This window comes from Streptomyces sp. NPDC059828 (genome assembly GCF_042731955.1).
Classification (GTDB): Bacteria; Actinomycetota; Actinomycetes; order Streptomycetales; family Streptomycetaceae; genus Streptomyces.
In genome coordinates this window covers 42,611-67,559 of record NZ_JBHWIW010000024.1, presented here as the reverse complement: position 1 = coordinate 67,559, position 24,949 = coordinate 42,611, and the positions used below count along the sequence as shown (strand labels likewise).

Here is a 24,949-nt window from a genome sequence, read left to right as displayed (position 1 = left end):
CCGCCCACCACCCCCAGCGCATCGAGGAGGCGTTCTGTGAGATTCCTGCCCACCGACGAGCAGCAGGCGTTCACCCGCTCACTGGACGCCCTGCTGACGGCAGCGGACACCCCTTCGGCCGTACGGTCCTGGGCCGCCGGTGACCCGGGCCCGGGGCGCGCCCTGTGGACCCGGCTGGCGGAGGCCGGTGTCTTCGCGCTGGCCGTGCCCGAGGCGTGCGACGGCCTGGGGCAGCGTCCCGTCGACCTGTCCTTCGCCTTCGTGGAACTGGGCCGCTGTGCTGCGCCGGGCCCCCTGGCGGAGACGGCCGCCGCTGCCGTGCTGCTCGCGGGACTCGACGACTCCGGCCCCGCGAAGCGGCTGCTGCCGGGGATCGCGTCGGGCGAGCTGGTGACGACGCTCGGGCTCCCGGGTTCGGGCCCTTACGTCCTGGACGCGGACATGGCCGACTGCGTCCTCGTGGTCGCCCCGGACGAGGACGGCAGCGAGGATTCCGCGCGGCTGTACCTCGCTCCCGGACACCACGCCCCGGTGCGCACCTGCGCCGATCCGTCGCGCCGCCTGGCCCGGCCCGCCGCGGGCGGCGAACTCCTGGCCGCCGGTCCGGACGTGGCGCGCGCCGCGCGAGCGGCGGAGGGCTGGGCGAGGCTGGCCACGGCGGCGCAAGGCCTGGGCGTGGGGCTGACGTTGCTGGACCGGACGGTCGCGTACACCAAGCAGCGCACCCAGTTCGGCACCGCGATCGGTTCCTTCCAGGCCGTCAAACACCGACTCGCGGACACGCTCATCGCGCTTGAGTTCGCCCGCCCCCTGGTGTTCGGTGCGGCGCTGACCATGGCTCCCGCCGACATCGCGGCGGCGAAGGTCGCGGCCGGCGAGGCCGCCTATGCCGCGGCCCGTACCGCCCTCCAACTGCACGGCGCGATCGGCTACACCGAGGAGCTGGATCTGGCGTGGTGGCTGCGCAAGGCCCGGCCGCTGCGTGACGCGTGGGGCAACCCGGCCCGGTGCCGAGCGGCGGTACTGTCAGGCTGACGCGCAGTGCCCGGACGCATCCGTCAGTGCGGGACCGTGCGAGCCGGACTGTCGTCGTTCCCACGCCGGATCGTCCGCAGCTCCCGTCCCGGCTGCCAGCTCTGGAGCACCAGCTCGTCACCGTCGACGGCGGTCCGCACCGCCTCGCTGAGCTCGACCCGGAAGAGATGGAACGGCAGCGGCTCACCGCCCTCGGTCTGGAACCGGTCCTTCAGCTCCGGATCGGTCACCTCCACCGCCCGCCCGGCGATGCGCACGTCCCCGTCCTCCATGGAGGCATCGGCCCCGGGATTGGCATGGATGGCAAGCCGGGGATCGCGCAGCAGGTCCAGTGCCTTGCGGGAGTTCGGCATCATCCCGAGCCACAGCTCCCCGAACCGGAAGTTCACCTCGAGTCCGGTCACCCGGGGCGAACCGTCCTTGCGAAGGGTCGCGAGGATGTGGTGGGTGTGCTTCTCGAAGCGCTGTTGCACGGTGGCGGCGAAGTCCGGCTCCGCGGCCTGGAAGTCAGTCCAGCTGAAGGTCATGAGCCCATCGAAGCGCGAATACCCGACACCTGCTGTCGTGATTACGCCGATGCGGGGAACCGTGACGAGCCCTGGTGCCCTTCGGGAGCCGACGGCGCTTCAGTCGGCGACCCGGTCACCGCCGAGGCTGCCGACGGCCTGGACGCTCATCCCCGTACCGCACTCCGCTCGGCGGCACTCCGCTCCACGCAGAACTCGTTCCCCTCGGGATCGGCGAGCGTCACCCAGCCAGTGCCGTCCGCGTTGCGGCGGTCGGCGACGAGCGAGGCACCGAGCTTCAGCAGCCTGCCGACCTCCTCGTCACGGCTGCGCTCCTGCGGCTGGAGGTCGAAGTGCATCCGGTTCTTCCGGGTCTTCTTCTCGGGCACGGTCACGAAGAGAATGCCGACCCCGGGCGCCTCCACGAGTGCCTCCTCGTCACCGGGCTGGTCCTCGTCGCTGAGGGAGCACTCGAGCACACCCGCCCAGAAGGTCGCCAGCCCATAGGCGTCGGAACTGTCGATCGTCACATGCCGTACCAAGGTCGCCATACGCGCCACCCTGGCATGGCGAGCCGGAACGGCGCACCTGAATTCCGGCCTCGTCCGTGCTCGTCAGGACCGCACGATGCCCATCCGCCGAGCGCTCTCCAGCCACACCGGGAACTCCGACACCAGTTGGTCGTACAACTCCTCGTCCGGCACCCGCCGCGGGTCCTGGCCCGCGTGGAAGAAGCCCGCGTTGTCGATGGGCCGCCTGGCCGGGACGGCCTGCTCGTCCAGCTTGCGCAGAAAGTCGAACTGCCTGCTGCCCGGGTCACCGAAGCCGATGAACTGCCAGAACATCGGCAACTTCGCCGCCTTGCACAGATAGCGTTCGGCGGCCAGCTTGTTGATGGGCCCACCGTCGGTCTGGAACACGACCAGCGCCGGCGCCGCGGGGCCGCTGTCCAGGTAGTGGTCGATGACCGCGTCCATCGCCAGGTGGTAGCTGGTCTTCCCCATGTGCCCCAGCCCGGCGACGATCCGGTCGATGCGCCCTTCGTGGTCGGCGAGCGCGATCTCGGTCTCCGCGTCGATGTCCGTGGAGAAGAACACCACGGGCACCCGCCCATCGTCGTCCAGGTTCGCCGAAAGCCCGAGCACCCGGTCGGCGAGGGCCTGGACACTGCCGTCCTTGTAGTACGGCTTCATCGACCCCGAGTAGTCGACGACCAGGTAGACCGCCACGCGCTGCCCGCTGAGCCCGTGCTTCCGCAACGAGACGCCCGCACACTTGTAGAGGCTGATGAGGGCTGGGGCGGTCTCCTCCATCTTGCGGAGACTGATGGCCGCCATGTGCACTCCTCGCGGTGTCGGTGGCCCGCTGGCCCGGCGCCGCGAGGGAGTTGACGCCTTCGCCGTGCTGGCCAGGGGGACCCTCAGCGTACGCCCGCGCTCAGTCGTCCAGTTGCGGAAGCCGGGTACGCGGCACCGGGTGTGCACCGTGGCACCCCCGACCGAGCGGCCGTTCCCGCTCCGGCCCCCGCCGCTTCCCACCCCCGTGTGGAAGCGACCAGGGGGTGCCACACCCCTGCCCTGCTGCAGTGCATCGCCCAGCCCCGGTGGGGCCGTGTTCGTCGCGACCGCTGGCGGCGGGTTCCCATCATGGCCGGTTCGCGGGGATGCGCCAGTGAAGGGAAAGCAGCCTTCCCTTTTTGCCTTTCGGCCGGCGCAGCAGGGGGGACATAGAGCTCGAACACCTCCGGACCGGTCACCACCCTGAGCCTGTGACCTGCACGTATCGGCCGGTAGGGTGTTCGGGACCGGGCAAGGACGGGCCGCGGGCCTGCTGACGTGACGTCGGCACAGGGGGAAGGTGCTGGGCGATGACTCGTACCCACACGCCGAGGCGGGACGCGGAAGCGGCGGTGGAGGCCGGGCCGGAGGCGTGCAACGCCATGGTGGCGCAGATGGTCAACCGGCTGGTGAAAGCGAAGGGCCTGACTCTGCACCGGCTGGCGAGCGAGGTGGGCATCGCGCCGAACTCGCTGCGGTACTGGCTCAAGCACGCCTACCGGCTTCAGGCAGCCCAGACCGAGCGGCTCGCCAACGCGCTGGAGATGGACGCAGCGGACCGTCATGCCCTCTGCCTCCTGACCGGAAACGCACGCCAGGGCCCGGCGCCCTCCGCTCCGGACGCCTTGGAGGCGGATGAGCCGCGTGCGCAGAACGCCGTCATCGTCGCGCTGCTGAAGCGACTGCTCAAGGCCGAAGGGGTCACATGGAAGGAGCTGGCGGGTCGGCTCGGCATCTCCGCCAAGTCGCTGCGGAACTGGATGGCCCGCGCCTACCGGCTCGAGACGCACGAGGTGGAGCGTCTCGCCGAGGCGCTGCACATGAGCGGTGACAACCGCAAGCACCTGTACGTGCTCACAGGGAAGGTCCCGCCGGCACCGCTGGCGAGCGAGCTGCGCCGCAGGCCGGACATGGCGCTCTACCAGGAGTTGATCAACGGTCTGGGGCACCTGTCGATGGCCCACACGGAGTGCGTCGACGTCGTGATCTTCAACCAGGCCTACCGGGACATCTTCCGGCACGTGCGGCCGCACGTCAGCGCCCATCCGTTCCGCAACGCGATGCGCTACACCCTGTTCCACCCCGACTCGTACCAGATACTCGGCGCCGGAGACAGGGACGCCTGGTTCGAGGACTGGTTCATGCCGACCCTCGCCTACTTCGCCGGAACCCTCCAGCAGCTACCGGACCACCCGCGGCTGAGGGCGCTGGAGCGCGACATCCTGGAGCGCCCGGATCTGCGCAGGTCCTATCGCCAGGCTCCCGCGTGGATCGCGGACCACGGCGACATCGCGTTCAACCAGTCCGCGCGCCGGTTCTGGGATCCCCGAGTGGGCCAGGTCATGGACGCGTATGTGATCACGGAGGCGCATCAGGGCTACGGCCTCAGCCTGCAGAGGGCGACGTTCGTGCTCCGCGACCGCACGGCGGACGAGAAGGCCGAGCCCTTCGAGCAGCTGGGGCTGTTCCACGTCGACGACAGGGAACCGCTGATCCGCTGATCCCTCGCCGGTTCTCCGGCCACCGCGAATGCCCCACCCCACACACCACGGCGCCTGCCCTGGGTCCGGTCGGGGACGGGGCAGGCGCCGTGCCAGTTCCGCACGCCTTTGTACGGGACGTCTATGGGGGATGTGTCAGACCGTCAGGGCGCGATCCGTCGGACGGATCGGGGCCGGGAGGTCGCTCACACCCGTGAGGTGGCGGTCCACACCGCGGGCGGCGGAGCGGCCCTCGGCGATGGCCCAGACGATCAGGGACTGGCCGCGGCCCGCGTCACCGGCGACGAAGACGCCTTCGACGTTGGTCGCGAAGTCCGCGTCGCGGGACACGTTACCCCGCTCGTCCAGCTCGAGGCCAAACTGGGAGACCAGGCCGTTCTGGACGTCCGTGCCGGTGAAGCCCATGGCGAGGGTGACCAGCTGGGCGGGGATCTTGCGCTCGGTGCCGGGCTTCTGGGTCAGCTTGCCGTCCACGAACTCGACCTCGATGAGGTGCAGGAACTGGACGTTGCCGTCCTCGTCGCCCTCGAAGTGGCTGGTGGAGACGGAGTAGACCCGCTCGCCGCCCTCCTCGTGCGCGGAGGTCACCTTGTAGAGCATCGGGAACGTCGGCCAGGGCTGGCCCGCGTTCCGCTCGTCGCCCGGGCGGGGCATGATCTCCAGCTGGGTGACGGACGCGGCGCCCTGGCGGTGGGCGGTGCCGACACAGTCGGCACCGGTGTCGCCGCCGCCGATGACCACGACGTGCTTGCCCTCGGCGGTGATCGGCGGGGCCACGTAGTCGCCCTCGACCACCTTGTTGGCGAGGGGGAGGTACTCCATCGCCTGGTGCACGCCGTTCAGCTCGCGGCCCGGCACGGGCAGGTCGCGGGCGGTGGTGGCGCCGGCGGCGATGACGACGGCGTCGAACCGCTTGCGCAGGTCCGTCGCGGTCAGGTCGCGGCCGATCTCGATACCGGTGCGGAACTTCGTACCCTCCGCGCGCATCTGCTCGATACGGCGGTTGATGTGCCGCTTCTCCATCTTGAACTCGGGGATGCCGTAACGCAGCAGGCCGCCGATGCGGTCGGCGCGCTCGTACACCACCACGGTGTGCCCGGCGCGGGTGAGCTGCTGGGCGGCGGCGAGCCCTGCCGGGCCCGAGCCGATGACGGCGGCCGTCTTGCCGGACAGCCGCTCCGGCGGCTGCGGCCTGACGTCGTTGGAGTCCCATGCCTTGTCGATGATGGAGACTTCGACGTTCTTGATGGTGACGGCAGGCTGGTTGATACCGAGCACGCAGGCCGCCTCGCACGGGGCGGGGCACAGCCGTCCGGTGAACTCCGGGAAGTTGTTGGTGGCGTGCAGCCGCTCGCTCGCCGCCTGCCAGTCCTCGCGGTAGGCGTAGTCGTTCCACTCGGGGATCAGGTTTCCGAGCGGGCAGCCGTTGTGACAGAACGGGATGCCGCAGTCCATGCAGCGCCCGGCCTGCTTGCTGATGATCGGCAGCAGGGAGCCGGGGACGTAGACCTCGTTCCAGTCCCTGACGCGCTCGGCGACGGGGCGGGTCTCGGCGACCTCGCGCCCGGTGGTCAGGAAGCCCTTGGGGTCAGCCATTGGTCGCCGCCTCCATCATCTTCTCGGTGGTCTCCCGCTCGGAGAGACCGGCGAGCTCAGCGGCGTCCTTGGCGGCGAGCACTGCCTTGTACGTGGTCGGGATGATCTTGCTGAAGCGCTCCACGGCGACGGTCCACTCGGCGAGCAGCCGCTCGGCGACGGTCGAGCCCGTCTCCTCCTGGTGGCGGCGCACGACGTCGTGCAGCCACTGCTTGTCGGTGTCGTCCAGCGCCTCGACGGCGCCCGCGTTGCCGACGTTGACGTTGTCGCGGTCGAGGTCGATGACGTACGCGACGCCGCCGGACATACCGGCCGCGAAGTTGCGCCCCGTCTCGCCGAGTACGACGGCGTGGCCACCGGTCATGTACTCGCAGCCGTGGTCGCCGACGCCCTCCGAGACCACCAGCGCACCGGAGTTGCGGACGCAGAAGCGCTCGCCGGTGCGGCCGCGCACGAACAGCTCGCCGCCGGTGGCGCCGTAGGCGATGGTGTTGCCCGCGATGGTCGAGTACTCGGCCAGATGGTCGGCGCCACGGTCGGGGCGGACGACGACCCGGCCACCGGACAGGCCCTTGCCGACGTAGTCGTTGGCGTCGCCCTCCAGGCGCAGCGTGACACCGCGTGGCAGGAACGCGCCGAAGGACTGGCCGGCGGAGCCGGTGAAGGTGATGTCGATGGTGTCCTCGGGCAGGCCCGCGCCGCCGAACTTCTTCGTCACCTCGTGACCCAGCATGGTGCCGACGGTCCGGTTGATGTTGCGGATCGCGACCTGGGCGCGGACCGGCTGGGCCTCCTCGGCGCTGGCAGCGGCCAGCGCGTCGGCGGACAGCCGGATCAGCTCGTTGTCCAGGGCCTTCGCCAGGCCGTGGTCCTGCTCGATCAGCTGGTGGCGTACGGCACCCTCGGGCAGCTCGGGCACGTGGAGCAGCGGTGCCAGGTCGAGGCCCTGGGCCTTCCAGTGGTTCACGGCCTGGGAGGTGTCGAGCAGCTCGGCGTGGCCGACGGCCTCTTCCAGGGTGCGGAAGCCCAGCTCGGCAAGCAGCTCGCGGACCTCTTCGGCGATGAACTCGAAGAAGTTCACGACGAATTCGGCCTTGCCGCTGTAGCGCTCGCGCAGTACCGGGTTCTGGGTGGCGATGCCGACCGGGCAGGTGTCCAGGTGGCAGACGCGCATCATGATGCAGCCCGAGACCACGAGCGGCGCGGTGGCGAAGCCGAACTCCTCGGCGCCGAGCAGCGCGGCGATGACGACATCCCGACCGGTCTTCAGCTGGCCGTCGGTCTGCACGACGATCCGGTCCCGCAGCCCGTTCAGCAGCAGCGTCTGCTGGGTCTCGGCGAGGCCGAGCTCCCAGGGACCACCCGCGTGCTTCAGCGAGGTGAGCGGGGACGCTCCGGTGCCTCCGTCGTGGCCGGAGATCAGCACCACGTCCGCGTGCGCCTTGGAGACGCCGGCGGCGACCGTGCCGACACCGACCTCGGACACCAGCTTCACGTGGATGCGGGCGGCCGGGTTGGCGTTCTTGAGGTCGTGGATCAGCTGAGCCAGGTCCTCGATGGAGTAGATGTCGTGATGCGGCGGCGGGGAGATCAGGCCGACGCCCGGGGTGGAGTGCCGGGTCTTGGCCACCCACGGGTAGACCTTGTGGCCGGGCAGCTGGCCGCCCTCGCCGGGCTTGGCGCCCTGGGCCATCTTGATCTGGATGTCGTCGGCGTTGACCAGGTACTCGGAGGTGACGCCGAAGCGGCCGGACGCCACCTGCTTGATGGCGGACCTGCGCTCCGGGTCGTACAGGCGCTCCGGGTCCTCGCCACCCTCACCGGTGTTGGACTTGCCGCCCAGCTGGTTCATGGCGATGGCGAGGGTCTCGTGCGCCTCCTTGGAGATGGAGCCGTACGACATGGCGCCGGTGGAGAAGCGCTTGACGATCTCACTGACCGGCTCGACCTCGTCGATCGAGATCGGCTCGCGGCCGGACTTGAAGCCGAACAGGCCGCGGAGCGTCATCAGCCGCTCGGACTGCTCGTTCACCCGGTCGGTGTACTTCTTGAAGATGTCGTAGCGCCTGCCGCGCGTGGCGTGCTGGAGCCGGAAGACGGTCTCCGGGTCGAAGAGATGCGGCTCGCCCTCGCGGCGCCACTGGTACTCGCCGCCGATCTCCAGCGCGCGGTGCGCCGGGGCGATGCCGCTGGCGGGGTACGCCTTGGCGTGCCGGGCGGCGACCTCCTTGGCGACCACATCGAGACCGGCGCCGCCGATCTTGGTGGCGGTGCCGTCGAAGTACCGGTCGACGAAGGCCTCGTCGAGACCGACGGCCTCGAAGACCTGCGCGCCCCGGTAGGACGCCACGGTCGAGATACCCATCTTGGACATGACCTTGAGCACGCCCTTGCCGAGCGCCTTGATCAGGTTGCGGATGGCCTGCTCGGGCTCGACGCCCTCGATGAACGTACCGGCGCGCAGCAGGTCCTCGACCGACTCCATCGCGAGGTACGGGTTGACGGCCGCGGCACCGTAGCCGATGAGCAGGGCGACATGGTGCACCTCACGGACGTCACCGGCCTCGACCAGCAGGCCCACCTGGGTGCGCTGCTTGGTGCGGATCAGGTGATGGTGCACGGCCGCGGTGAGCAGCAGCGACGGGATCGGTGCGTGCTCGGCGTCCGAGTGCCGGTCGGAGAGCACGATCAGCCGGACGCCGCTCTCGATGGCGGCGTCGACCTCGGTGCAGATGTCCTCGATGCGGGCGGCCAGCGCGTCACCGCCGCCGGAGACCCGGTACAGGCCGGAGAGCGTCGCGGCCTTCATACCCGCCATGTCGCCGTCGGCGTTGATGTGGATGAGCTTGGCCAGCTCGTCGTTGTCGATCACCGGGAAGGGCAGCGTGACCGAGCGGCAGGAGGCCGCGTTCGGGTCCAGCAGGTTGCCCTCGGGGCCGAGCGAGGAGTGCAGCGAGGTGACGAGCTCCTCGCGGATGGCGTCCAGCGGCGGGTTGGTGACCTGCGCGAAGAGCTGGGTGAAGTAGTCGAACAGCAGCCGGGGGCGCTCGGAGAGCGCGGCGATCGGGGAGTCCGTGCCCATGGAGCCGATCGGCTCGGCGCCGGTGCGTGCCATCGGGGCGAGCAGGACCCGCAGCTCCTCCTCGGTGTAGCCGAAGGTCTGCTGGCGGCGGGTGACGGAGGCGTGCGTGTGCACGATGTGCTCGCGCTCGGGGAGGTCCTCGAGCTCGATCTCGCCGGCCTCCAGCCACTCCTGGTACGGCTGCTCGGCGGCGAGGGCGGACTTGATCTCGTCGTCCTCGATGATGCGGTGCTCGGCGGTGTCCACGAGGAACATGCGGCCGGGCTGGAGGCGGCCCTTGCGGACGACCTTGGCCGGGTCGATGTCGAGCACGCCGACCTCGGAGGAGAGCACCACGAGGCCGTCGTCGGTGACCCAGTAGCGGCCGGGGCGCAGACCGTTGCGGTCGAGCACCGCGCCGACCTGGACGCCGTCGGTGAAGGTGACGCAGGCGGGGCCGTCCCAGGGCTCCATCAGCGTGGAGTGGTACTGGTAGAAGGCGCGCCGGGCCGGGTCCATGGAGTCGTGGTTCTCCCACGCCTCGGGGACCATCATCAGCACACTGTGCGGCAGCGAGCGGCCACCGAGGTGGAGCAGCTCCAGGACCTCGTCGAAGGAGGCGGAGTCGGAGGCGTCGGGGGTACAGACCGGGAAGATCCGCTCGAGGTCGCCGTTCCCGAAGAGCCCGCTGACCAGCTGGGACTCACGGGCGCGCATCCAGTTGCGGTTGCCCTTGACCGTGTTGATCTCGCCGTTGTGGGCGACGAAGCGGTACGGGTGGGCGAGCGGCCAGCTCGGGAAGGTGTTGGTGGAGAACCGGGAGTGGACCAGGGCCACGGCGGTGGCGAGGCGGCGGTCCGACAGGTCCGGGAAGAAGGGCTCGAGCTGGCCAGTGGTCAGCATGCCCTTGTAGACGATGGTGCGGGCGGAGAGCGAGGGGAAGTACACCCCGGCCTCGCGTTCGGCGCGCTTGCGCAGCACGAACGCCTTGCGGTCGAGGGCGATACCGGTGCTCGCGCCCGCACTCACGAAGAGCTGACGGAAGACCGGCATGGTCGAGCGGGCGGTGGCACCGAGCAGCTCGGGGGCGACGGGGACGTCGCGCCAGCCGAGGACGGTCAGCCCTTCCTCAGCGGCGATCGTCTCGATATGCGAGACGGCCTCGTCCTCTGCCGACTCGGGGACGAAGGCGGTGCCGACGGCGTACGCACCGGCCTCGGGCAGCTCGAATCCGGCGACCTCGCGGAAGAACGCGTCCGGGACCTGGAGGAGGATTCCGGCGCCGTCACCCGAGTCGGGCTCGGAGCCGGTGGCGCCACGGTGTTCCAGGTTGCGCAGAACGGTCAGCGCCTGTTCGACCAGCTCATGGCTGGCTACACCGGTGAGGGTGGCCACGAACCCGACGCCACAGGCGTCGTGCTCGTTACGGGGGTCGTACATCCCCTGCGGGGCGGGGCGACCGTCCATGGGCGACCAGGCGTCGGAACGCATCGGCTCTCCCGTCGTCGTCGTGGCATGTGCAAGTGCCGAGGGACGACGTTGGCCCTCGCGAAATTTCGTGCAGGTTACATGATGGAGTGAATCCCGAGAAGTGGATAGCTCATTCCAGCATGCGGACACCTCACTGCGACGACGCTGCGAAGGGGTGGGACAGCGGCGCAGGTGGGGGCGGGTACGGACCGATTTGGTGCCCGTGGTCCCGACTGACAGAGCGGGCATCGTTGCCCGCGGCGCTTACGGCTCATGCCCGGCGGTCACGGACTCGAAACCGCCGAGTTACAGCGCTCACATGGAGCCAAGCACAGTGTCGCATCGAGCACGCCCGCGCGACACCCGGGCGTACGTCACAGACCGACATCACAGAAGGGTAACGGAACCCGCTGAGCAGGCGGGTCAGGGCAGGCGGGCGGGTCAGACCGCCGCGCCCACCAGGGCTCCGACCCCGAAGGTGAGCGCCGCCGCCGCGCCGCCCAGCGCGAGCTGCCGCAGTCCACTGAACCACCAGCCACGGGCCGTCACCCGGGCGACGAGCGCACCGCACGCGAACAGCCCGATGAGCGCGCACAGCACGGCGGGCCACAGGGCGGTGGCGCCGAGGAGGTACGGGAGCACCGGCACCAGCGCGCCGAGCGCGAACGAACCGAAGGACGAGACGGCGGCGACGGCCGGCGACGGCAGGTCGTCCGGGTCGATGCCGAGCTCCTCACGGGCATGGATCTCCAGCGCCTGCTCAGGGTCGCGCGAGAGCTGCATGGCCACCTCGCGGGCGAGCTGCGGCTCCACGCCCCGGGCCACGTACAGGGCTGCGAGCTCCTCCATCTCGTCCACCGGGTGCTTGCGCAGTTCCCTGCGCTCGACATCCAGCTCGGCCTGGACGAGCTCACGCTGCGAGGCCACCGAGGTGTACTCGCCCGCCGCCATCGAGAAGGCGCCCGCCGCCAGGCCCGCGAGCCCGGTGATCACGATGGCCTGCTGGGACACGGCGCCTCCGGCCACGCCGGTCATCAGGGCGAGGTTGGAGACAAGCCCGTCCATCGCGCCGAACACCGCGGGACGCAGCCAACCGCCGTTCACATCGCGGTGCGTGTGATTGTCGCGGTGCGCCTCGTGAAGTGTGGCCTCGGTCTCGATGATGGACACAGCTCTCCCCTTGTTCCGTGTTCCGCTTGCTTTCAGCACTTCGAAAATACGCGCGACGTAAGGGGCGTGCCAGCAAGGCAGGCTTTACTTACCTACGGTGGGCCACGGTCAGCCGGGTGACACCCGGCCATTCGGCAGAGCACCGGCCGGTGTGCGTGGCAGATATCCGGAACAGGCTCGGATGCTCCGCGGAAATGCCGCAGGTACGCCGCACAAAGGGGTGACACGCGTTGGAGTGCCTCTCATGCGATCGGGCCCGCGGCGCACTGCTCGGACTGGCCGTGGGCGACGCGCTCGGCGCGCCCGCCGAGAACATGCGGCCGTCCGAGATCCGCCGCCGCTGGGGACGGATCGAGGGGTTCGTGACGGACAACCCCTCGGGCACGGACGACACGGAGTACGCGATCTTTTCCGGGCTGCTGCTGGCCAGGCACGGATCCGCCCTGACCGTCTCCCATGTCGAGCAGGCCTGGCACCGCTGGATCGCCGACCTCGACGAAGGCCCCTTCCGTGGGGCGGGCTTCAGCGAGCGGGGCACCCTGGAGAACCTCAGGCGGGGCCTGGCGGCGCCCATCACGGCCCAGCACCGGCACGCCTGGAGCGACGGTCTCGCGATGCGGGCGGCGCCGTTCGGCGTCTTCGCTGCGGGCGACCCGGCGGAGGCGGCGCGGCTGGTGGCCATCGACGGCTGCGTCAGCCATGACGGCGAGGGGATCTACGGCGGCCAGGCGGTGGCGGCGGGGGTCGCGGCGGCGATGGCGGGCGCGGGCCCCGCAGGGGTGATCGGCGCGGCGCTGTCCGTGATCCCGATGGACTCCTGGACCGCGCGCTCCATGCGCCGCGCGGTGGTCGCGGCGGAGCAGACCGACCCCGATCCCCTGATGCGTGAACGATCCGTCCGCTCCGCGGTCGTGATCGGCGGCTACCCCTGGACGGACCTCGCCCCGGAGGCCGTCGGCCTGGCATTCGGGGCGTTCGCCGCAGCCCGCGGCGACTTCCGTACGGCGGTGCTCACCGCGGTCAACATGGGCCGCGACGCCGACACCACGGCAGCAGTGGCCGGAGCACTCGCCGGCGCCGTGTCCGGCACCATCGCGATCCCCCGCGAGTGGGCGGAGGCGATCGGCCCGGTGCGCGGCAGTTGCCTCCCCTCGATGCGGGGCTATCACGTACTCGACATCGCCGACCTGCTCACACCCGACAACGACACCGACACCGAGGCCCTCCCATGCCCCCCGGCCCGCTAGACCCCGCCCCCGATCCCACGGCCGGTCCCGTGGACGCCGCGTTGCCGGCCCCTGAGCTCCTGCCGCCGGACAGCGACTGCTGGGCCCCGGCCGACCCGGCCTGCGACCTCAGGAGCCGGATCGAAGGGCTGCTGCTCGGGCTGGCCGCGGGGGACGCTGCGGGGTGGCCCGCCGCGCGGCACCGGGCCGCCCGGATGCCGGAGTGGACCCGTCGGCTCACCCGCGAGCTCGACACCTTCGCGGAACAGAACGCGACGACGACCCTCCCGGTCCCGATCGCCCTCAACCAGGCCCCCGAGCCACTGCGGCTCGGGCCTTCCGACGACGCCGAGTGGGCCGCCTTCACCGCCGAGACGATCCTCGCCGGGGCCGGTGGCGACGGCGCGCCCGGACGCCGGATGCGTACCGCGGTGGACCTCGCCTGGAACTCCCTGGCCGGGAAGGTCGCCGCAGCCGCCGCCCGGGCTCCCGAGGTCGAGTCCGCCGTACTCCCCCTACGTGCCCGGATCTCCGTACGCGCAGGTCTCGGCAACCTCGCCACCGGGCTTCGCCCGCCCGCGACCGGCCACGACAACCCGCACTACTTCGACGACGCCGCGTGCATCCGCGCCGCCGTGCTCGCCGTCGTCCACCCCGGCGACCCGCTGGCCGCCGCCGAGCTCGCCGAGTTCGACGCCCGCTACACCCAGGACGGCGACGGCGTGCACGGCGCCCGCGCGATGGCCGCGGCGATCGCCGCCGGGCTGGGCGGCGCAGCCGTACACGCCGCGGTCGACGCGGCGCTCGCCCAGCTCCCCGAGGCCACCGAGATCGGCCGCAACGCCCGGCACGCGGTCCGGCTCGCCCGGGACACCGACGACGCGTTCTCCCTGGTGCCCCTGCTGGAGCACCAGATCGTGGACCACGTGTACAGCTACGGAATCGCCGCCGCGGAAACCGTCCCGGTCGCCCTCGCCCTCGCCATCGCCGCCCGTGGGCGGGTCGCCAGGGCCGTCCCCGCCGCCGCCTGTCTGTCCCGGGTCGCCGACTCCGCTCCCGCCCTCGTCGGCGCACTGACCGGCACACTCGGCGGCGCCACCGCCGTACCCGCCACCTGGCGCGACACCTGCCGCACCCTCGCAGGCTGCGCGCTCCCCCGCTTCGCGGGCACGGACCTCGTGGCACTCGCCGGACAGCTCGCCACAGCGGTACACCGCTGAGCGTCGCGTCCGCGAAACCCGCCCGCCCGGGGTGGACAATTCGGGCATGACACTCTCCGCGCGCCCCGCCCCCGCATCCCTCGATGACCGCTTCGCCGGCGCCCTCATCGGCGCGGCGGTCGGTGACGCCCTGGGCGGCCCGGTCGAGGGCTACACCCCGGAACAGATCGAGGAACGCCACGGGGGCCGGATCCACGGCATCGTCGGCCCCTGGCACGGGGACGAATGGTCCACCGCCCGGCCGATCGCGCCGTATCACAAGGGCGACGGGCACATCACCGACGACACCCTGATGACCCATGCCCTGGTACGCGTCTACGCCACGGTGCGCGACCACCTCGACGCGTACGCGGTCGCCGAGCACCTCGTACCCGACCTGATCACCACACCGCGCTGGATCCCCGAGCTGGAGGCCGAGGCACTGCCCGTCCAGCGGATCTTCCTCGCCGAGAAGTGGCTGGTGGCCCGGCTGCACTACGGGCATGTCGACCCGCGCGAGGCGGGCACCGGCAACATCGTCAACTGCGGTGCCGCGATGTACATGGCACCGGTCGGTCTGGTGAATGCCGCCGACCCCGCCGCCGCCTACGCCGAGGCACTGGACATCGCGGGCGCCCACCAGTCCTCGTACGGCCGCGAGGCGGCGGGGGTGTTCGCGGCAGCGGTCGCCGCGGCCTGTGTGCCGGGGGCAAGTCCGGGGAGTGTCCTCGACGCCTGTCTCGGTCTCGCCAAGGACGGCACCCGCGCGGCGATCGAGGCCGTCGCCGAAGTCGCCGCCGCGCACAGCGACTTCGAGCCCGCGCTGCGCCCGCTACGGGAGGCCGTCGCGCCCTTCGACACGGTCGGGTCCGACTACCGCGCACCGTCACTCGGCGCCCGCAGGCCGTCCCGGCTGCACGCGATCGAGGAGCTGCCCATCGCGCTGGGGATACTGCTGATCGGCGGCGGCGACTACCGCCGTACGGTGCTCGGCTCCGTCAACTACGGCCGCGACTGCGACTCCATCGCCACCATGTCCGGCGCGATCGCGGGAGCGCTCCACGGCGAGGAACCGATCCCGGCCGACTGGGTGAAGACGGTCGCCGAGGCCAGCCGAGTGGATCTGCACGCTCCGGCGCGGGCGCTGGCGCAGGTGGCGCGGGAGGTGTTCGCCCGCGACACGGAACGCCGCCGCGCCCATGAAGCCGCCTTCGCCCGGTTGACGGGGGTCGCCCGGTGAACCTGCGGCTCACCTGGGTCCAGCCCGAGGACCTGATCGGTCACGAACTGCGCCAGGCCGCCGAGGACGGGCGCGACGCCTCGGAGATCGCCGACCGCTGGCGCGCGGCGGGCGGCCTCTGCGCGCCCCCGGCGGCGGGCGCGTCCACGGTCCCCGCCGCCCCGCGCCTCCGGGCACTGGCCCTGGCCCTGCTCGACGAACTGGACCGGCTCCCCTCGCCGTTGGCACGGGACGAGCCGTCCTCTCTGGCCGGGATCATCGGCTCCTGCCCTTCCTGGCCGGGCGTGACACGCCCGGCCGGCGCCCTCCAGGAGCGCCTCCACTCCGCATGGCTCGGCCGTGCCGCAGGATGCCTGCTGGGCAAGCCCGTCGAGAAGCTACCGCTCGCCGGTATCCGCGCCCTGGCCCGCGCCACGGGCAACTGGCCGCTCACCGGCTGGTTCACCGCCAAGGGAGTCCCCGCGGAGCTGCTCGCCGCCCACCCCTGGAACCGCAGGTCCGCATCGACCTCCCTGGCCGAGAACATCGACGGGATGCCCGAGGACGACGATCTGAACTACCCGCTGCTGAACCTGCTCCTGCTCCAGCGGTGCGGGGACGGCTTCACCACCGCCGACGTGGCCCGGCTGTGGCTGGACGAACTCCCCGCCGCCCGCACCTTCACCGCCGAGCGCGTCGCGTACCGCAATCTGCTCGCCGGACTCGAACCTCCGCTCACCGCCACCCACCACAACCCCTTCCGGGAATGGATCGGCGCCGCGATCCGTGCCGATGTGCACGGCTGGACCAACCCGGGCGACCCCGCGTCCGCGGCGGCACAGGCTCACCGGGACGCGAGGCTCACCCATACCGCCAACGGCGTGTACGGGGCGATGTTCACCGCCGCCGCGCTCGCCGAGGCGGCGACCGGCCGCGCGGACGTCCACCAGTGCCTGCGTACGGGTCTGCGGGTCGTACCGCCCGGGTCACGGCTGGCCGGGGCCATCCGTACCGGGGTCGAGACAGCCGGGCGGTACGACGACTTCGACACGGTGGTGGACCGGCTCCACGCCGCCTACGGCAGCTACCACTGGGTACATGTCATCCCCAACACCGCCCTGCTGTGCGCGGCGCTCACCCATGCCGACGGGGACTTCGGCGGCTCCATCTGCCGGGCCGTCTCGGGCGGCTGGGACACCGACTCCAACGGCGCCACGGCCGGTTCGCTCGCCGGGCTGCTCGCCGGACATCCGGACCAGTTGCCCGAGCGGTGGACCGCTCCGCTCAAGAACCGGCTGGCCACCACCGTCGGCGACTTCGACGGGATCGGCTTCGACACCCTCGCCCGACTCACCTTCACCCAGCTCGCACGCGCCCCGATCCCCCAGGAGGACGTACGCCCATGACCGGCATCGTGGTGCTCGGCAGCACCAATATGGACCTCGTCGCCTATGTCCCGAGGGCGCCTCAGCGAGGAGAGACCGTCACGGGACGGGAGTTCCGTACGATCCCCGGCGGCAAGGGAGCGAACCAGGCCGTCGCCGCCGCCCGGGCCGGCGCCGAAGTGTCGATGATCGGAGCGGTGGGCGCCGACGAGTTCGGCGCCCGGCTCAGGGACACGCTGGAGCACTCCGGGGTGGACACCGATCTGCTGCGCACCGTCGATGCCGCCTCCGGCACCGCGCATATCGTCGTGGACGACGAGGGCGGCAACGCGATCGTCGTCATCCCCGGCGCCAACGGCACCGTGGACCATCTCACCCCGGGCGACGAGGCCGTGATCGCCGGCGCCGACGCGCTGCTGCTCCAGCTCGAGCTGCCGCTCGCCGGAGTGCTCGCGGGAGCCGAGGCCGCCCGCCGCCACGGGGTGCGCACCATCCTCACCCCGGCCCCCGCCCAGCCCCTGCCGCCCGAACTCCTCGCGGTCGTGGACCTGCTGGTGCCCAATGAGCACGAGGCGGCGCTGCTCGCCGGTACGACGGACCCGCACACCGCCGCCGACGCGCTGCTGCGCCAGGTGCCGGAAGTGGTGGTCACGCTGGGCGCGGAGGGCAGCCTCCATCTGGCCCGGGGTGCCGAGCCCGTGCGGGTCCCCGCGCCCCGGGTGCGCGCGGTCGACACGACCGCGGCGGGCGACACCTTCGTGGGCGCACTCGCGGCGGCCCTGGTCGAGGGCAGGCCGATGCACGACGCGATGGTCTGGGCATCGGCCGCCGCGGCGGTCTCCGTCCAGCGTCCGGGTGCCTCGTCCTCCATGCCCACCCGCCCCGAGATCGACAAGGCGGCGGACAAGGGCGCCGCCACGGCCCGCTAGGCCGCGTTTGAGGACTGGCGTCGTCCGCCCGAAGGGCGTCGCGAGCCAGGCGGGAGCTCTCAAACACGGCGTACGCCCTGGCGATGGGGGTACCTCACCGCAGGTTGGGGGAGGTCATCCTCGTACTGGGCGTACCTGGACGACTCCGACAACGCGGCGAGTACGCGTGCCGGGGGCACTCCCAGGCGAAGCGCTGGGGAGCCGCGAGCCAGGCGGGACTTCCCGAACACGGCCTGGCCCTTGTCCGGGGCCGTGCCCGCCCCAGTCAGCCGGAGTAACCGAAGGAGCTTGGAGCCCTCATGCACGACCCCGACGCCGACGGTGCCGCCGCCCCCCACCCTGCCGGGGACGGTCCGCTCGCCGGACTGCGCGTCCTCGATCTCGCCACTCTCTTCGCCGGGCCGCTCGCCGCCACGATGCTCGGTGACTTCGGTGCCGAAGTCATCAAGGTCGAGCACCCGCTCAAGCCCGATCCCTCCCGCGGGCACGGCCCCGACAAGGACGGTGTCGGCCTGTGGTGGAAGCTGCTCGGCCGCAACAAGCGGACCATCACCCTCGATCTGTCCACGCCCGGTGGGCGTGCGACCCTGCTGCGGCTCGCCGCCACCGCGGACGTGATCGTCGAGAACTTCCGCCCCGGCACCCTGGAGAAGTGGCGGCTCGGCTGGGAAGAGCTGAGCGCGGTCAACCCCCGGCTGGTGCTCGCCAGAGTCACCGCCTTCGGGCAGTACGGGCCGTACTGCCGCCGGCCGGGCTTCGGCACGCTCGCCGAGGCGATGAGCGGCTTCGCCGCCATCACCGGTGAACCCGAAGGCCCGCCGACCCTGCCGCCGTTCGGTCTCGCCGACTCCATCGCGGCCCTGGCCACCTCGTACGCCGTGATGACCGCGCTGACCGCCCGGACCGCCTCGGGGCGCGGACAGGTGGTGGACATGGCGATCATCGAACCCATCCTCACCGTGCTCGGCCCCCAGCCCATCTGGTTCGACCAGCTCGGCTATGTGCAGCCACGCACCGGCAACCGCTCCCGCAACAACGCCCCGCGCAACACCTACCGGACGGCCGACGAGGCCTGGCTCGCAGTCTCCACCTCGGCCCAGTCCGTCGCCGAGCGGGTGATGCGGCTGGTCGGACGGCCCGAGCTGACGAGTGAGCCCTGGTTCGCCACCGGCAGCGGACGGGCGGAGCACGCCGACGTACTGGACGAGGCCGTGGGCGGGTGGATCGCCCGGCACACCCGTGACGAGGTGTTGGCGGCTTTCGAGCACGCGGAGGCCGCGGTGGCGCCCGTGCACGACATCCGGGATGTGATGGCCGATCCCCAGTACCGCGCATTGGACACCATCACCGAGGTGCCCGACCCGGAGCTCGGACCCATCCGCATGCAGAACGTGCTCTTCCGGCTCTCCGCCACTCCTGGACGGATCCGCTGGGCGGGCAGGCCGCATGGCGCGGACACGGACGCGGTGCTCGGCGAGCTCGGACTCACGCCCGAGCGGATCGCCGCACTGCGCCACGAAGGTGCGCTGTGAGCGCCCGCCCGCACACCGCCGGCTCCCTCACCGCTGCCGCGGATGACGCGGACGCCGCTCCCGCTGTCGCCACCCCCGCTGCCGGCGCCCCCCTGACTCCCGAAACGACACCGCTCACCTGGCTGTACGCCCCAGGCGACCATCCCGATGTCGTCCACAAGGCGCTCAACTGCGGCGCCGACGTGGTGATCGTTGACCTCGAGGACGCGGTCCCGCCCGAGCGCAAGGCATACGCCCTCGCCGCGACCGCCGAACTGCTCACCTCCTCCCAGCCCGTGCCCGTGCACGTCCGGATCCATGCCGAGCGGGACATCCCGGCACTGGCCGGGCTGCCCGGCCTGTCCGCTCTGCGTATCCCCAAGGTGACACGCCCCACCGACATCCTGGGTCCGGCATCGCTCGCCCCGGGCACGGGGCTGTACGCCCTGCTGGAGTCGGCGTCCGGTGTCGAGCACGCCTACGCCATCGCGACCGCGACACCCGCGGTCCACGGGATCGCCCTCGGCGAGGCCGATCTGCGGGCCGACCTCGGGGTACGGGACGACCGGGGGCTGGACTGGCCGCGCAGCCGCATCGTGGTCGCGGCGCGGGCGGCCGGGCTCGCACCACCGTCGCAGTCGGTGTATCCCGACATCCGCGATCTGGACGGGCTCGCGGAGTCCTGTGCCCACGGCCGGGCCGTCGGCTTCCTGGGCCGTGCGGCGATCCATCCCCGGCAGCTCCCGGTCATCGAGCGGGCCTACCTGCCCAGCCCCGAGGAGGTGGAGCAGGCCGAGGAGATCGTCAAGGCGGCGGAGACCGACGCGGGGGCACTGGCCCTGCCGGACGGACGCTTCGTCGACGCGGCGGTGGTGGCGACGGCGCACCGCACGCTCTCGCTGGCCCGCCGAGGCGCCTGAACCGGTCAGGGGATGCACGCGAAGGCCGCCCGACCGTGGTGGTCGGGCGGCCTTCAGGCGCTGGGCTGGGTCAGCTCTTTTGGGCGGTCTCCGATTCGGCCGCGTCATCGTCGCGGTCCTTGCCCAGGTCGGCGGGTGCCGGGTCCTCGGTGGCCCGCTCGGCTTCGTCGGAGTCAGCCGCCGTGGAGTCGGCGTCACCGCTCGCACCGGGGTTGTCCCCGGCCTTGACCGCCTCCGGCTTCGAGGGCTCCACGACCTCCTCGCGGCCCGGGCGCAGCCTCGCCGAGACCACGATGTAGGCCACCGCCAGGGCGAAGACGATGATCGCCGTCCAGACGTTCAGCCGCAGGCCCAGGATGTGGTGGGCCTCGTCGACCCGCATGTACTCGATCCAGGCACGGCCCGCGCAGTACGCAGCGACATAGAGCGCGAAGGCGCGTCCGTGCCCGAGCTTGAAGCGGCGGTCCGCCCAGATCACCAGCAGGGCGACGCCGATGCACCAGAGCGACTCGTAGAGGAACGTCGGGTGGTACAGACCAGGCTCGCGGTTCACGCCCTCGCTGATTTTGAGGGCCCAGGGCAGGTCGGTCGCCTTGCCGTACAGCTCCTGGTTGAACCAGTTGCCCCAGCGCCCGATCGCCTGAGCGAGGGCGATTCCGGGCGCGATGGCGTCGGCGTACGCGGGCAGCGGGATGCCCCGCCTGCGGCAGCCGATCCAGGCACCGACGGCGCCCAGGGAGATCGCGCCCCAGATGCCGAGGCCGCCCTCCCAGATCTTGAGGGCGTCGACCCAGTTCTCACCCTCGCTGAAGTACAGCTGGTAGTCGGTGATCACGTGGTACAGACGGCCCCCGACGAGGCCGAACGGCACCGCCCAGACGGCGATGTCGGCCACCGTGCCGGTTTTGCCGCCGCGGGCGATCCAGCGCTTGTTGCCGAGCCAGACGGCGACGAAGACACCGATGATGATGCAGAAGGCATAGCCGCGCAGCGGTACCGGTCCGAGATGGATCACACCGGTCGACGGGCTGGGAATGTAGGCAAGGTCCATGGCACGAACGACGCTACCTTGCCGGACCGGAACCATCGCAACCCGCCCTGCAACGTATGGATAACGAGCAGCCGAATGGCAGGTTCCGGCCATTCGACGGGAACCGGTCCGCCGTCCGGCCGGAATCGGCCCCTATGAGGCCCCCGGCGTGGCAGGCTGCGCCGACCCCGTGCCGGGCCGTTTGCCCTGGTTCGCCTCGGCGACCCACTGCTTCAGGCTCTCCGGTGTGAGCTGCTCGGCGCCCTTCGCGGGGAACACCGGCTCCCCGTTGAGCAGCACCGTCGGCGTGCCCCTGTGTCCGGCGGCGTGGAAGGCCTCGGCCGACCTGTTCACCCAGTCGTCGTAGGTGCCCTTCTCCACACAGCTCCGGAACGCCGGGGTGTCCAGCCCTTCGACCTGCCCAGCGAGCTCGATGAGCTCGGCGTTGTCGCCGAAGGTGTCCTCGGCCTCCGAGGGCTGGTTGGTGTACAGGACGTCGTGGTACGCGACGAACTTCCCCGCGTCCTGGGCACATGCCGCGGCGTTGGCGGCGCGCACGGAGCCCGTGCCGCCGAGGTTTCCGTCGATGATCGTGGCGAAGTGGTAGTCGGCCTTGAGCTGCCCCGAGTCCGTCAGCTCATGGATCGCGTCCCGCATCCTGGTCTCGAACTGGGCGCATACCGGGCAGCGGAAGTCCTCCCAGACGGTGAGCGTGGACGGGGCGTCGGCCTTGCCCACCGTGATCGCGAGCTTGTCCTTGCCCGTGGCCCCGCTGGGTGCGGTGACGGGCCCGGTCTGCGGTGCTGTCGTGTCCTTGGTGGACTGGGTGTCCTTGCGGCCCGCGTTGGCGGCGATCACGCCGATGACCGCGGCGAGACCGAGCACACAGACCACGGCCGCGCACACGATCAGCAGGCGCCGCCGCTTCTCACGGGCCTTGTCCATCTCACGTTCGCGCACGAGCCGCTCACGCGCGGCCCGCCTTCCGTCAGCGTTTCCGGAGTGCCCGGCACTGTCTGGTTTGTCAGGTCTGTCGGGGTTGTTGTCGCTCACGCCACAGCAACGAACCGGGGAGGCGCATATGCGCCTCCCCGGCCAGAGGTCCACCCGTACGGACGAACGCCGGTGATCCGCCTCAGCGGGTCAGCGGGTCAGCGGGTCAGCGGGTCAGCGGGTCAGCGCCGGCGTACGCCCTGGGCCAGCTCGCCCGCCAGTGCCCGTACCGCCGCCAGCCCCGCCTCGTGGTCGTCCGCGTCGAGCAGCCGCTTCACGAAGGCCGAGCCGACGATGACACCATCGGCGAACCCCGCGACCTGCGCCGCCTGCTCCGCGTTCGACACACCGAGTCCGACGCAGACCGGGAGACCGTCGCGGGCGCCAGGAGTGGCGGCGCGCGTACGCCGCACCAGGTCCTGGGCCTGGGCACCGACCGACTCACGGGTGCCGGTGACCCCCATCAGCGAGGCGGCGTAGACGAAGCCCGTACCGGCCCCGGTGATGGTGGCGAGCCGCTCGTCCCTGCTGCTCGGCGCCACGACGAACACCGTGGCGAGCCCGTGCTTCTCTGCGTGCTCACGCCACACCCCGGACTCCTCGACCGGCAGGTCGGGCAGGATGCAGCCCGCGCCGCCCGCCTCCGCGAGCTCGGCGGTGAACCGCTCGATGCCGTAACGGTCGATCGGGTTCCAGTAGGTCATCACCAGCACCGGCTTGCCCGTGGCCTGGTGCGCCTCGCGCACGGTCCGCATGACGTCCGCGATCTTCACACCGCCGCGCAGGGCGATGTCGTCGGCGGTCTGGATGACCGGGCCGTCGAGGACCGGGTCACTGTGCGGCAGGCCGACCTCGACCACGTCGGCGCCGCCGTCGAAGACCGCCTTGATCGCCTCGATACCACCGTCGACGGTCGGGAAACCGGCCGGGAGGTAGGCGATCAGCGCGGCCCGGTTCTCGGACTTGGCCTGCGCCAGGGTGTCGCTCAGCAGCTGCATGTTTCCGCTCACTTGGCGTCCCCCTCGATCTCGGCGATCTCGCCCGCCGCGTCCGCCTCGACGACTGCGCCTGTCGCCGCTTCGGTGTCGTAGAGCCCGAAGTAGCGGGCCGCCGTGTCCATGTCCTTGTCGCCGCGGCCGGACAGATTCACCACGACCAGCCCGTCCTTGCCGAGCTCCCTGCCGAGGTCGAGCGCCCCGGCCAGGGCGTGCGCCGACTCGATCGCCGGGATGATGCCCTCCGTACGCGACAGCAGCCGCAGCGCCTGCATCGCGGCGTCGTCGGTCACGGCCCGGTACTCACCGCGTCCGCTGTCCTTCAGGTACGAGTGCTCGGGGCCGATGCCCGGGTAGTCGAGCCCGGCCGAGATCGAATACGGCTCGGTGATCTGGCCCTCGTCGTCCTGGAGTACGTACGAACGGGAGCCGTGCAGGATGCCCGGCTCGCCGGCGGTGAGCGTGGCCGCGTGCTCGCCCGTGTCCACTCCGTGCCCCCCGGGCTCACAGCCCACGAGCCGGACTCCGGTGTCCGGGATGAAGGCGTGGAAGAGGCCGATGGCGTTGGAGCCACCGCCGACGCAGGCCACGACCGCGTCCGGGAGGCGGCCCGCGCGCTCCAGGATCTGGCGGCGGGCCTCGACGCCGATGACCCGGTGGAAGTCGCGGACCATCGCCGGGAAGGGGTGCGGGCCCGCGACGGTGCCGAAGAGGTAGTGGGTGTGGTCGACATTGGCGACCCAGTCGCGGAACGCCTCGTTGATGGCGTCCTTGAGGGTGCGGCTGCCGGACTTCACGGGGATGACCTCGGCGCCGAGCATCCGCATCCGGGCTACGTTCAGTGCCTGGCGCTGGGTGTCGATCTCCCCCATGTAGATGGTGCAGTCGAGACCGAAGAGGGCGCAGGCGGTGGCGGTGGCGACGCCGTGCTGTCCGGCACCGGTCTCGGCGATGACCCGGGTCTTGCCCATGCGCTTGGTGAGCAGGGCCTGACCGAGCACATTGTTGATCTTGTGCGAGCCGGTGTGGTTGAGGTCCTCGCGCTTCAGGAAGACCCGGGCACCACCCGCGTGCTCGGCGAAGCGGGGTACCTCGGTGAGCGCGCTGGGGCGGCCGGTGTAGTTGACGAGCAGATCGTCGAGTTCGGCGGCGAAGGCGGGATCGGCCTTGGCCTTGTCGTACTCGACGGCCACCTCGTCCACGGCGGCGACCAGGGCCTCCGGGATGAACTTGCCGCCGAAGTCGCCGAAATAGCCCCGTGCGTCGGGGACCAGGCCTTCGGGATCGGGAATGAAGTAGTCGCTGGGCATGCCAGAACTCCTTGTGAGCTGTGAAGCCGAAAAAGAGTGTGGGTGTGATGACGCCGTGGACGCTGAGTGCCTAGTGCCTCAGTGCCTGAGCACGGAAGCGCCTGGGCGCGTCACTCAGCGGCGCCATCGCATGCCATTGACCTGACCGGGCTCATCCCCGATCACATAGCGGACACGCCGTCCGTGCACCCGCCGCGCCGGTGCCCGGCAGCCGCGGGGGCGGCAGCCACGCGCCAGGGGCGCGTGCGGCAGCCGCCCGGGCGCAGCCGCACCACCCGGGCGGCGAAAGCCCGGGCGGGTGGCTGTGCGGCGGACGGCGGCGGCCATGGACGGGAG

At 71.4% G+C, this 24,949-nt stretch carries 20 protein-coding genes; 9 read left to right on the top strand and 11 right to left on the bottom strand.

Annotation, left to right across the window (positions count from 1 at the left end; genetic code table 11):
- Positions 1-36 precede the first annotated feature (36 nt).
- Positions 37-1,035 carry an acyl-CoA dehydrogenase family protein gene (locus ACFV6V_RS16810; RefSeq protein WP_385565193.1) on the top strand — a complete coding sequence of 333 codons (999 nt, stop codon included), beginning with the start codon at positions 37-39 and terminating at the stop codon, positions 1,033-1,035.
- 23 nt (positions 1,036-1,058) lie between these two features.
- Here ACFV6V_RS16810 and ACFV6V_RS16805 read toward each other — a convergent pair whose 3' ends face one another.
- The 3 genes from ACFV6V_RS16805 to ACFV6V_RS16795 all read right to left on the bottom strand — a co-directional run bounded on the left by ACFV6V_RS16805 (position 1,059) and on the right by ACFV6V_RS16795 (position 2,878).
- Entirely contained in the window at positions 1,059-1,562 is a 504-nt protein-coding gene (locus ACFV6V_RS16805) for a pyridoxamine 5'-phosphate oxidase family protein (protein ID WP_361278221.1), read from the bottom strand.
- A 146-nt stretch (positions 1,563-1,708) separates the two neighbouring features.
- Positions 1,709-2,092: a VOC family protein gene (locus ACFV6V_RS16800; protein ID WP_385565190.1), complete on the bottom strand. Its 384-nt coding sequence runs from the start codon at positions 2,090-2,092 to the stop codon at positions 1,709-1,711.
- Between the two features lie 63 nt (positions 2,093-2,155).
- Positions 2,156-2,878: a VWA domain-containing protein gene (locus tag ACFV6V_RS16795; RefSeq protein WP_385565188.1), complete on the bottom strand. Its 723-nt coding sequence runs from the start codon at positions 2,876-2,878 to the stop codon at positions 2,156-2,158.
- Positions 2,879-3,408: 530 nt separating this feature from the next.
- Here ACFV6V_RS16795 and ACFV6V_RS16790 point away from each other — a divergent pair.
- Positions 3,409-4,599, top strand: coding sequence for a helix-turn-helix domain-containing protein (locus ACFV6V_RS16790; RefSeq protein ID WP_385565185.1), 1,191 nt, complete (start codon positions 3,409-3,411; stop codon positions 4,597-4,599).
- A 135-nt stretch (positions 4,600-4,734) separates the two neighbouring features.
- Here ACFV6V_RS16790 and ACFV6V_RS16785 read toward each other — a convergent pair whose 3' ends face one another.
- The 3 genes from ACFV6V_RS16785 to ACFV6V_RS16775 form a co-directional block, all read right to left on the bottom strand.
- On the bottom strand, positions 4,735-6,195 hold the full coding sequence (locus tag ACFV6V_RS16785) for a glutamate synthase subunit beta (protein ID WP_385565183.1): 1,461 nt from the start codon (positions 6,193-6,195) through the stop codon (positions 4,735-4,737).
- Positions 6,188-10,747, bottom strand: coding sequence for a glutamate synthase large subunit (gene gltB / locus ACFV6V_RS16780; protein WP_385565180.1), 4,560 nt, complete (start codon positions 10,745-10,747; stop codon positions 6,188-6,190). The genes ACFV6V_RS16785 and gltB overlap by 8 nt, the downstream gene beginning before the upstream one ends.
- A 420-nt stretch (positions 10,748-11,167) precedes the next feature.
- Complete coding sequence (locus tag ACFV6V_RS16775; RefSeq protein ID WP_385565178.1) at positions 11,168-11,896, bottom strand: VIT1/CCC1 transporter family protein; 729 nt, start codon at positions 11,894-11,896, stop codon at positions 11,168-11,170.
- Positions 11,897-12,126: 230 nt separating this feature from the next.
- On the opposite strand from ACFV6V_RS16775, the gene ACFV6V_RS16770 reads away from it, so the two are divergent.
- The 7 genes from ACFV6V_RS16770 (at position 12,127) to ACFV6V_RS16740 (ending at position 20,285) form a co-directional block, all read left to right on the top strand.
- On the top strand, positions 12,127-13,143 hold the full coding sequence (locus tag ACFV6V_RS16770; protein ID WP_385565175.1) for an ADP-ribosylglycohydrolase family protein: 1,017 nt from the start codon (positions 12,127-12,129) through the stop codon (positions 13,141-13,143).
- The gene (locus ACFV6V_RS16765; protein WP_385565173.1) at positions 13,125-14,342 is read left to right on the top strand and encodes an ADP-ribosylglycohydrolase family protein; all 1,218 of its coding nucleotides are present in this window, start codon (positions 13,125-13,127) and stop codon (positions 14,340-14,342) included. Before ACFV6V_RS16770 ends, ACFV6V_RS16765 begins: the two co-directional genes overlap by 19 nt.
- Before the next feature lie 46 nt (positions 14,343-14,388).
- A complete protein-coding gene (locus tag ACFV6V_RS16760) occupies positions 14,389-15,561 on the top strand; it encodes an ADP-ribosylglycohydrolase family protein (RefSeq protein ID WP_385565170.1) in 1,173 nt (390 codons plus the stop codon).
- Entirely contained in the window at positions 15,558-16,946 is a 1,389-nt protein-coding gene (locus ACFV6V_RS16755; RefSeq protein WP_385565168.1) for an ADP-ribosylglycohydrolase family protein, read from the top strand. The genes ACFV6V_RS16760 and ACFV6V_RS16755 overlap by 4 nt, the downstream gene beginning before the upstream one ends.
- Positions 16,943-17,854, top strand: a complete 912-nt coding sequence (gene rbsK, locus ACFV6V_RS16750) for a ribokinase (protein ID WP_385565165.1) — start codon at positions 16,943-16,945, stop codon at positions 17,852-17,854. The genes ACFV6V_RS16755 and rbsK overlap by 4 nt, the downstream gene beginning before the upstream one ends.
- 299 nt (positions 17,855-18,153) lie before the next feature.
- Complete coding sequence (locus tag ACFV6V_RS16745; protein WP_385565162.1) at positions 18,154-19,386, top strand: CaiB/BaiF CoA transferase family protein; 1,233 nt, start codon at positions 18,154-18,156, stop codon at positions 19,384-19,386.
- Positions 19,387-19,478: 92 nt separating this feature from the next.
- Complete coding sequence (locus tag ACFV6V_RS16740) at positions 19,479-20,285, top strand: HpcH/HpaI aldolase/citrate lyase family protein (protein ID WP_385565259.1); 807 nt, start codon at positions 19,479-19,481, stop codon at positions 20,283-20,285.
- 70 nt (positions 20,286-20,355) lie between these two features.
- Here the strand turns inward: ACFV6V_RS16740 and lgt are convergent, their stop codons facing one another.
- From lgt to trpM, 5 genes are all read right to left on the bottom strand, one after another.
- Positions 20,356-21,336: a prolipoprotein diacylglyceryl transferase gene (gene lgt, locus ACFV6V_RS16735; RefSeq protein WP_385565159.1), complete on the bottom strand. Its 981-nt coding sequence runs from the start codon at positions 21,334-21,336 to the stop codon at positions 20,356-20,358.
- Positions 21,337-21,468: 132 nt separating this feature from the next.
- A complete protein-coding gene (locus ACFV6V_RS16730; RefSeq protein ID WP_385565258.1) occupies positions 21,469-22,260 on the bottom strand; it encodes a thioredoxin domain-containing protein in 792 nt (263 codons plus the stop codon).
- A 230-nt stretch (positions 22,261-22,490) separates the two neighbouring features.
- Positions 22,491-23,318, bottom strand: coding sequence for a tryptophan synthase subunit alpha (gene trpA, locus ACFV6V_RS16725; RefSeq protein ID WP_385565157.1), 828 nt, complete (start codon positions 23,316-23,318; stop codon positions 22,491-22,493).
- A complete protein-coding gene (gene trpB, locus ACFV6V_RS16720) occupies positions 23,315-24,613 on the bottom strand; it encodes a tryptophan synthase subunit beta (protein WP_385565155.1) in 1,299 nt (432 codons plus the stop codon). The genes trpA and trpB overlap by 4 nt, the downstream gene beginning before the upstream one ends.
- A 114-nt stretch (positions 24,614-24,727) precedes the next feature.
- Positions 24,728-24,940 (bottom strand): tryptophan biosynthesis modulator TrpM, encoded by a 213-nt coding sequence (trpM, locus tag ACFV6V_RS16715; RefSeq protein WP_385565153.1) that lies wholly within the window; start codon positions 24,938-24,940, stop codon positions 24,728-24,730.
- Positions 24,941-24,949: the final 9 nt, after the last annotated feature.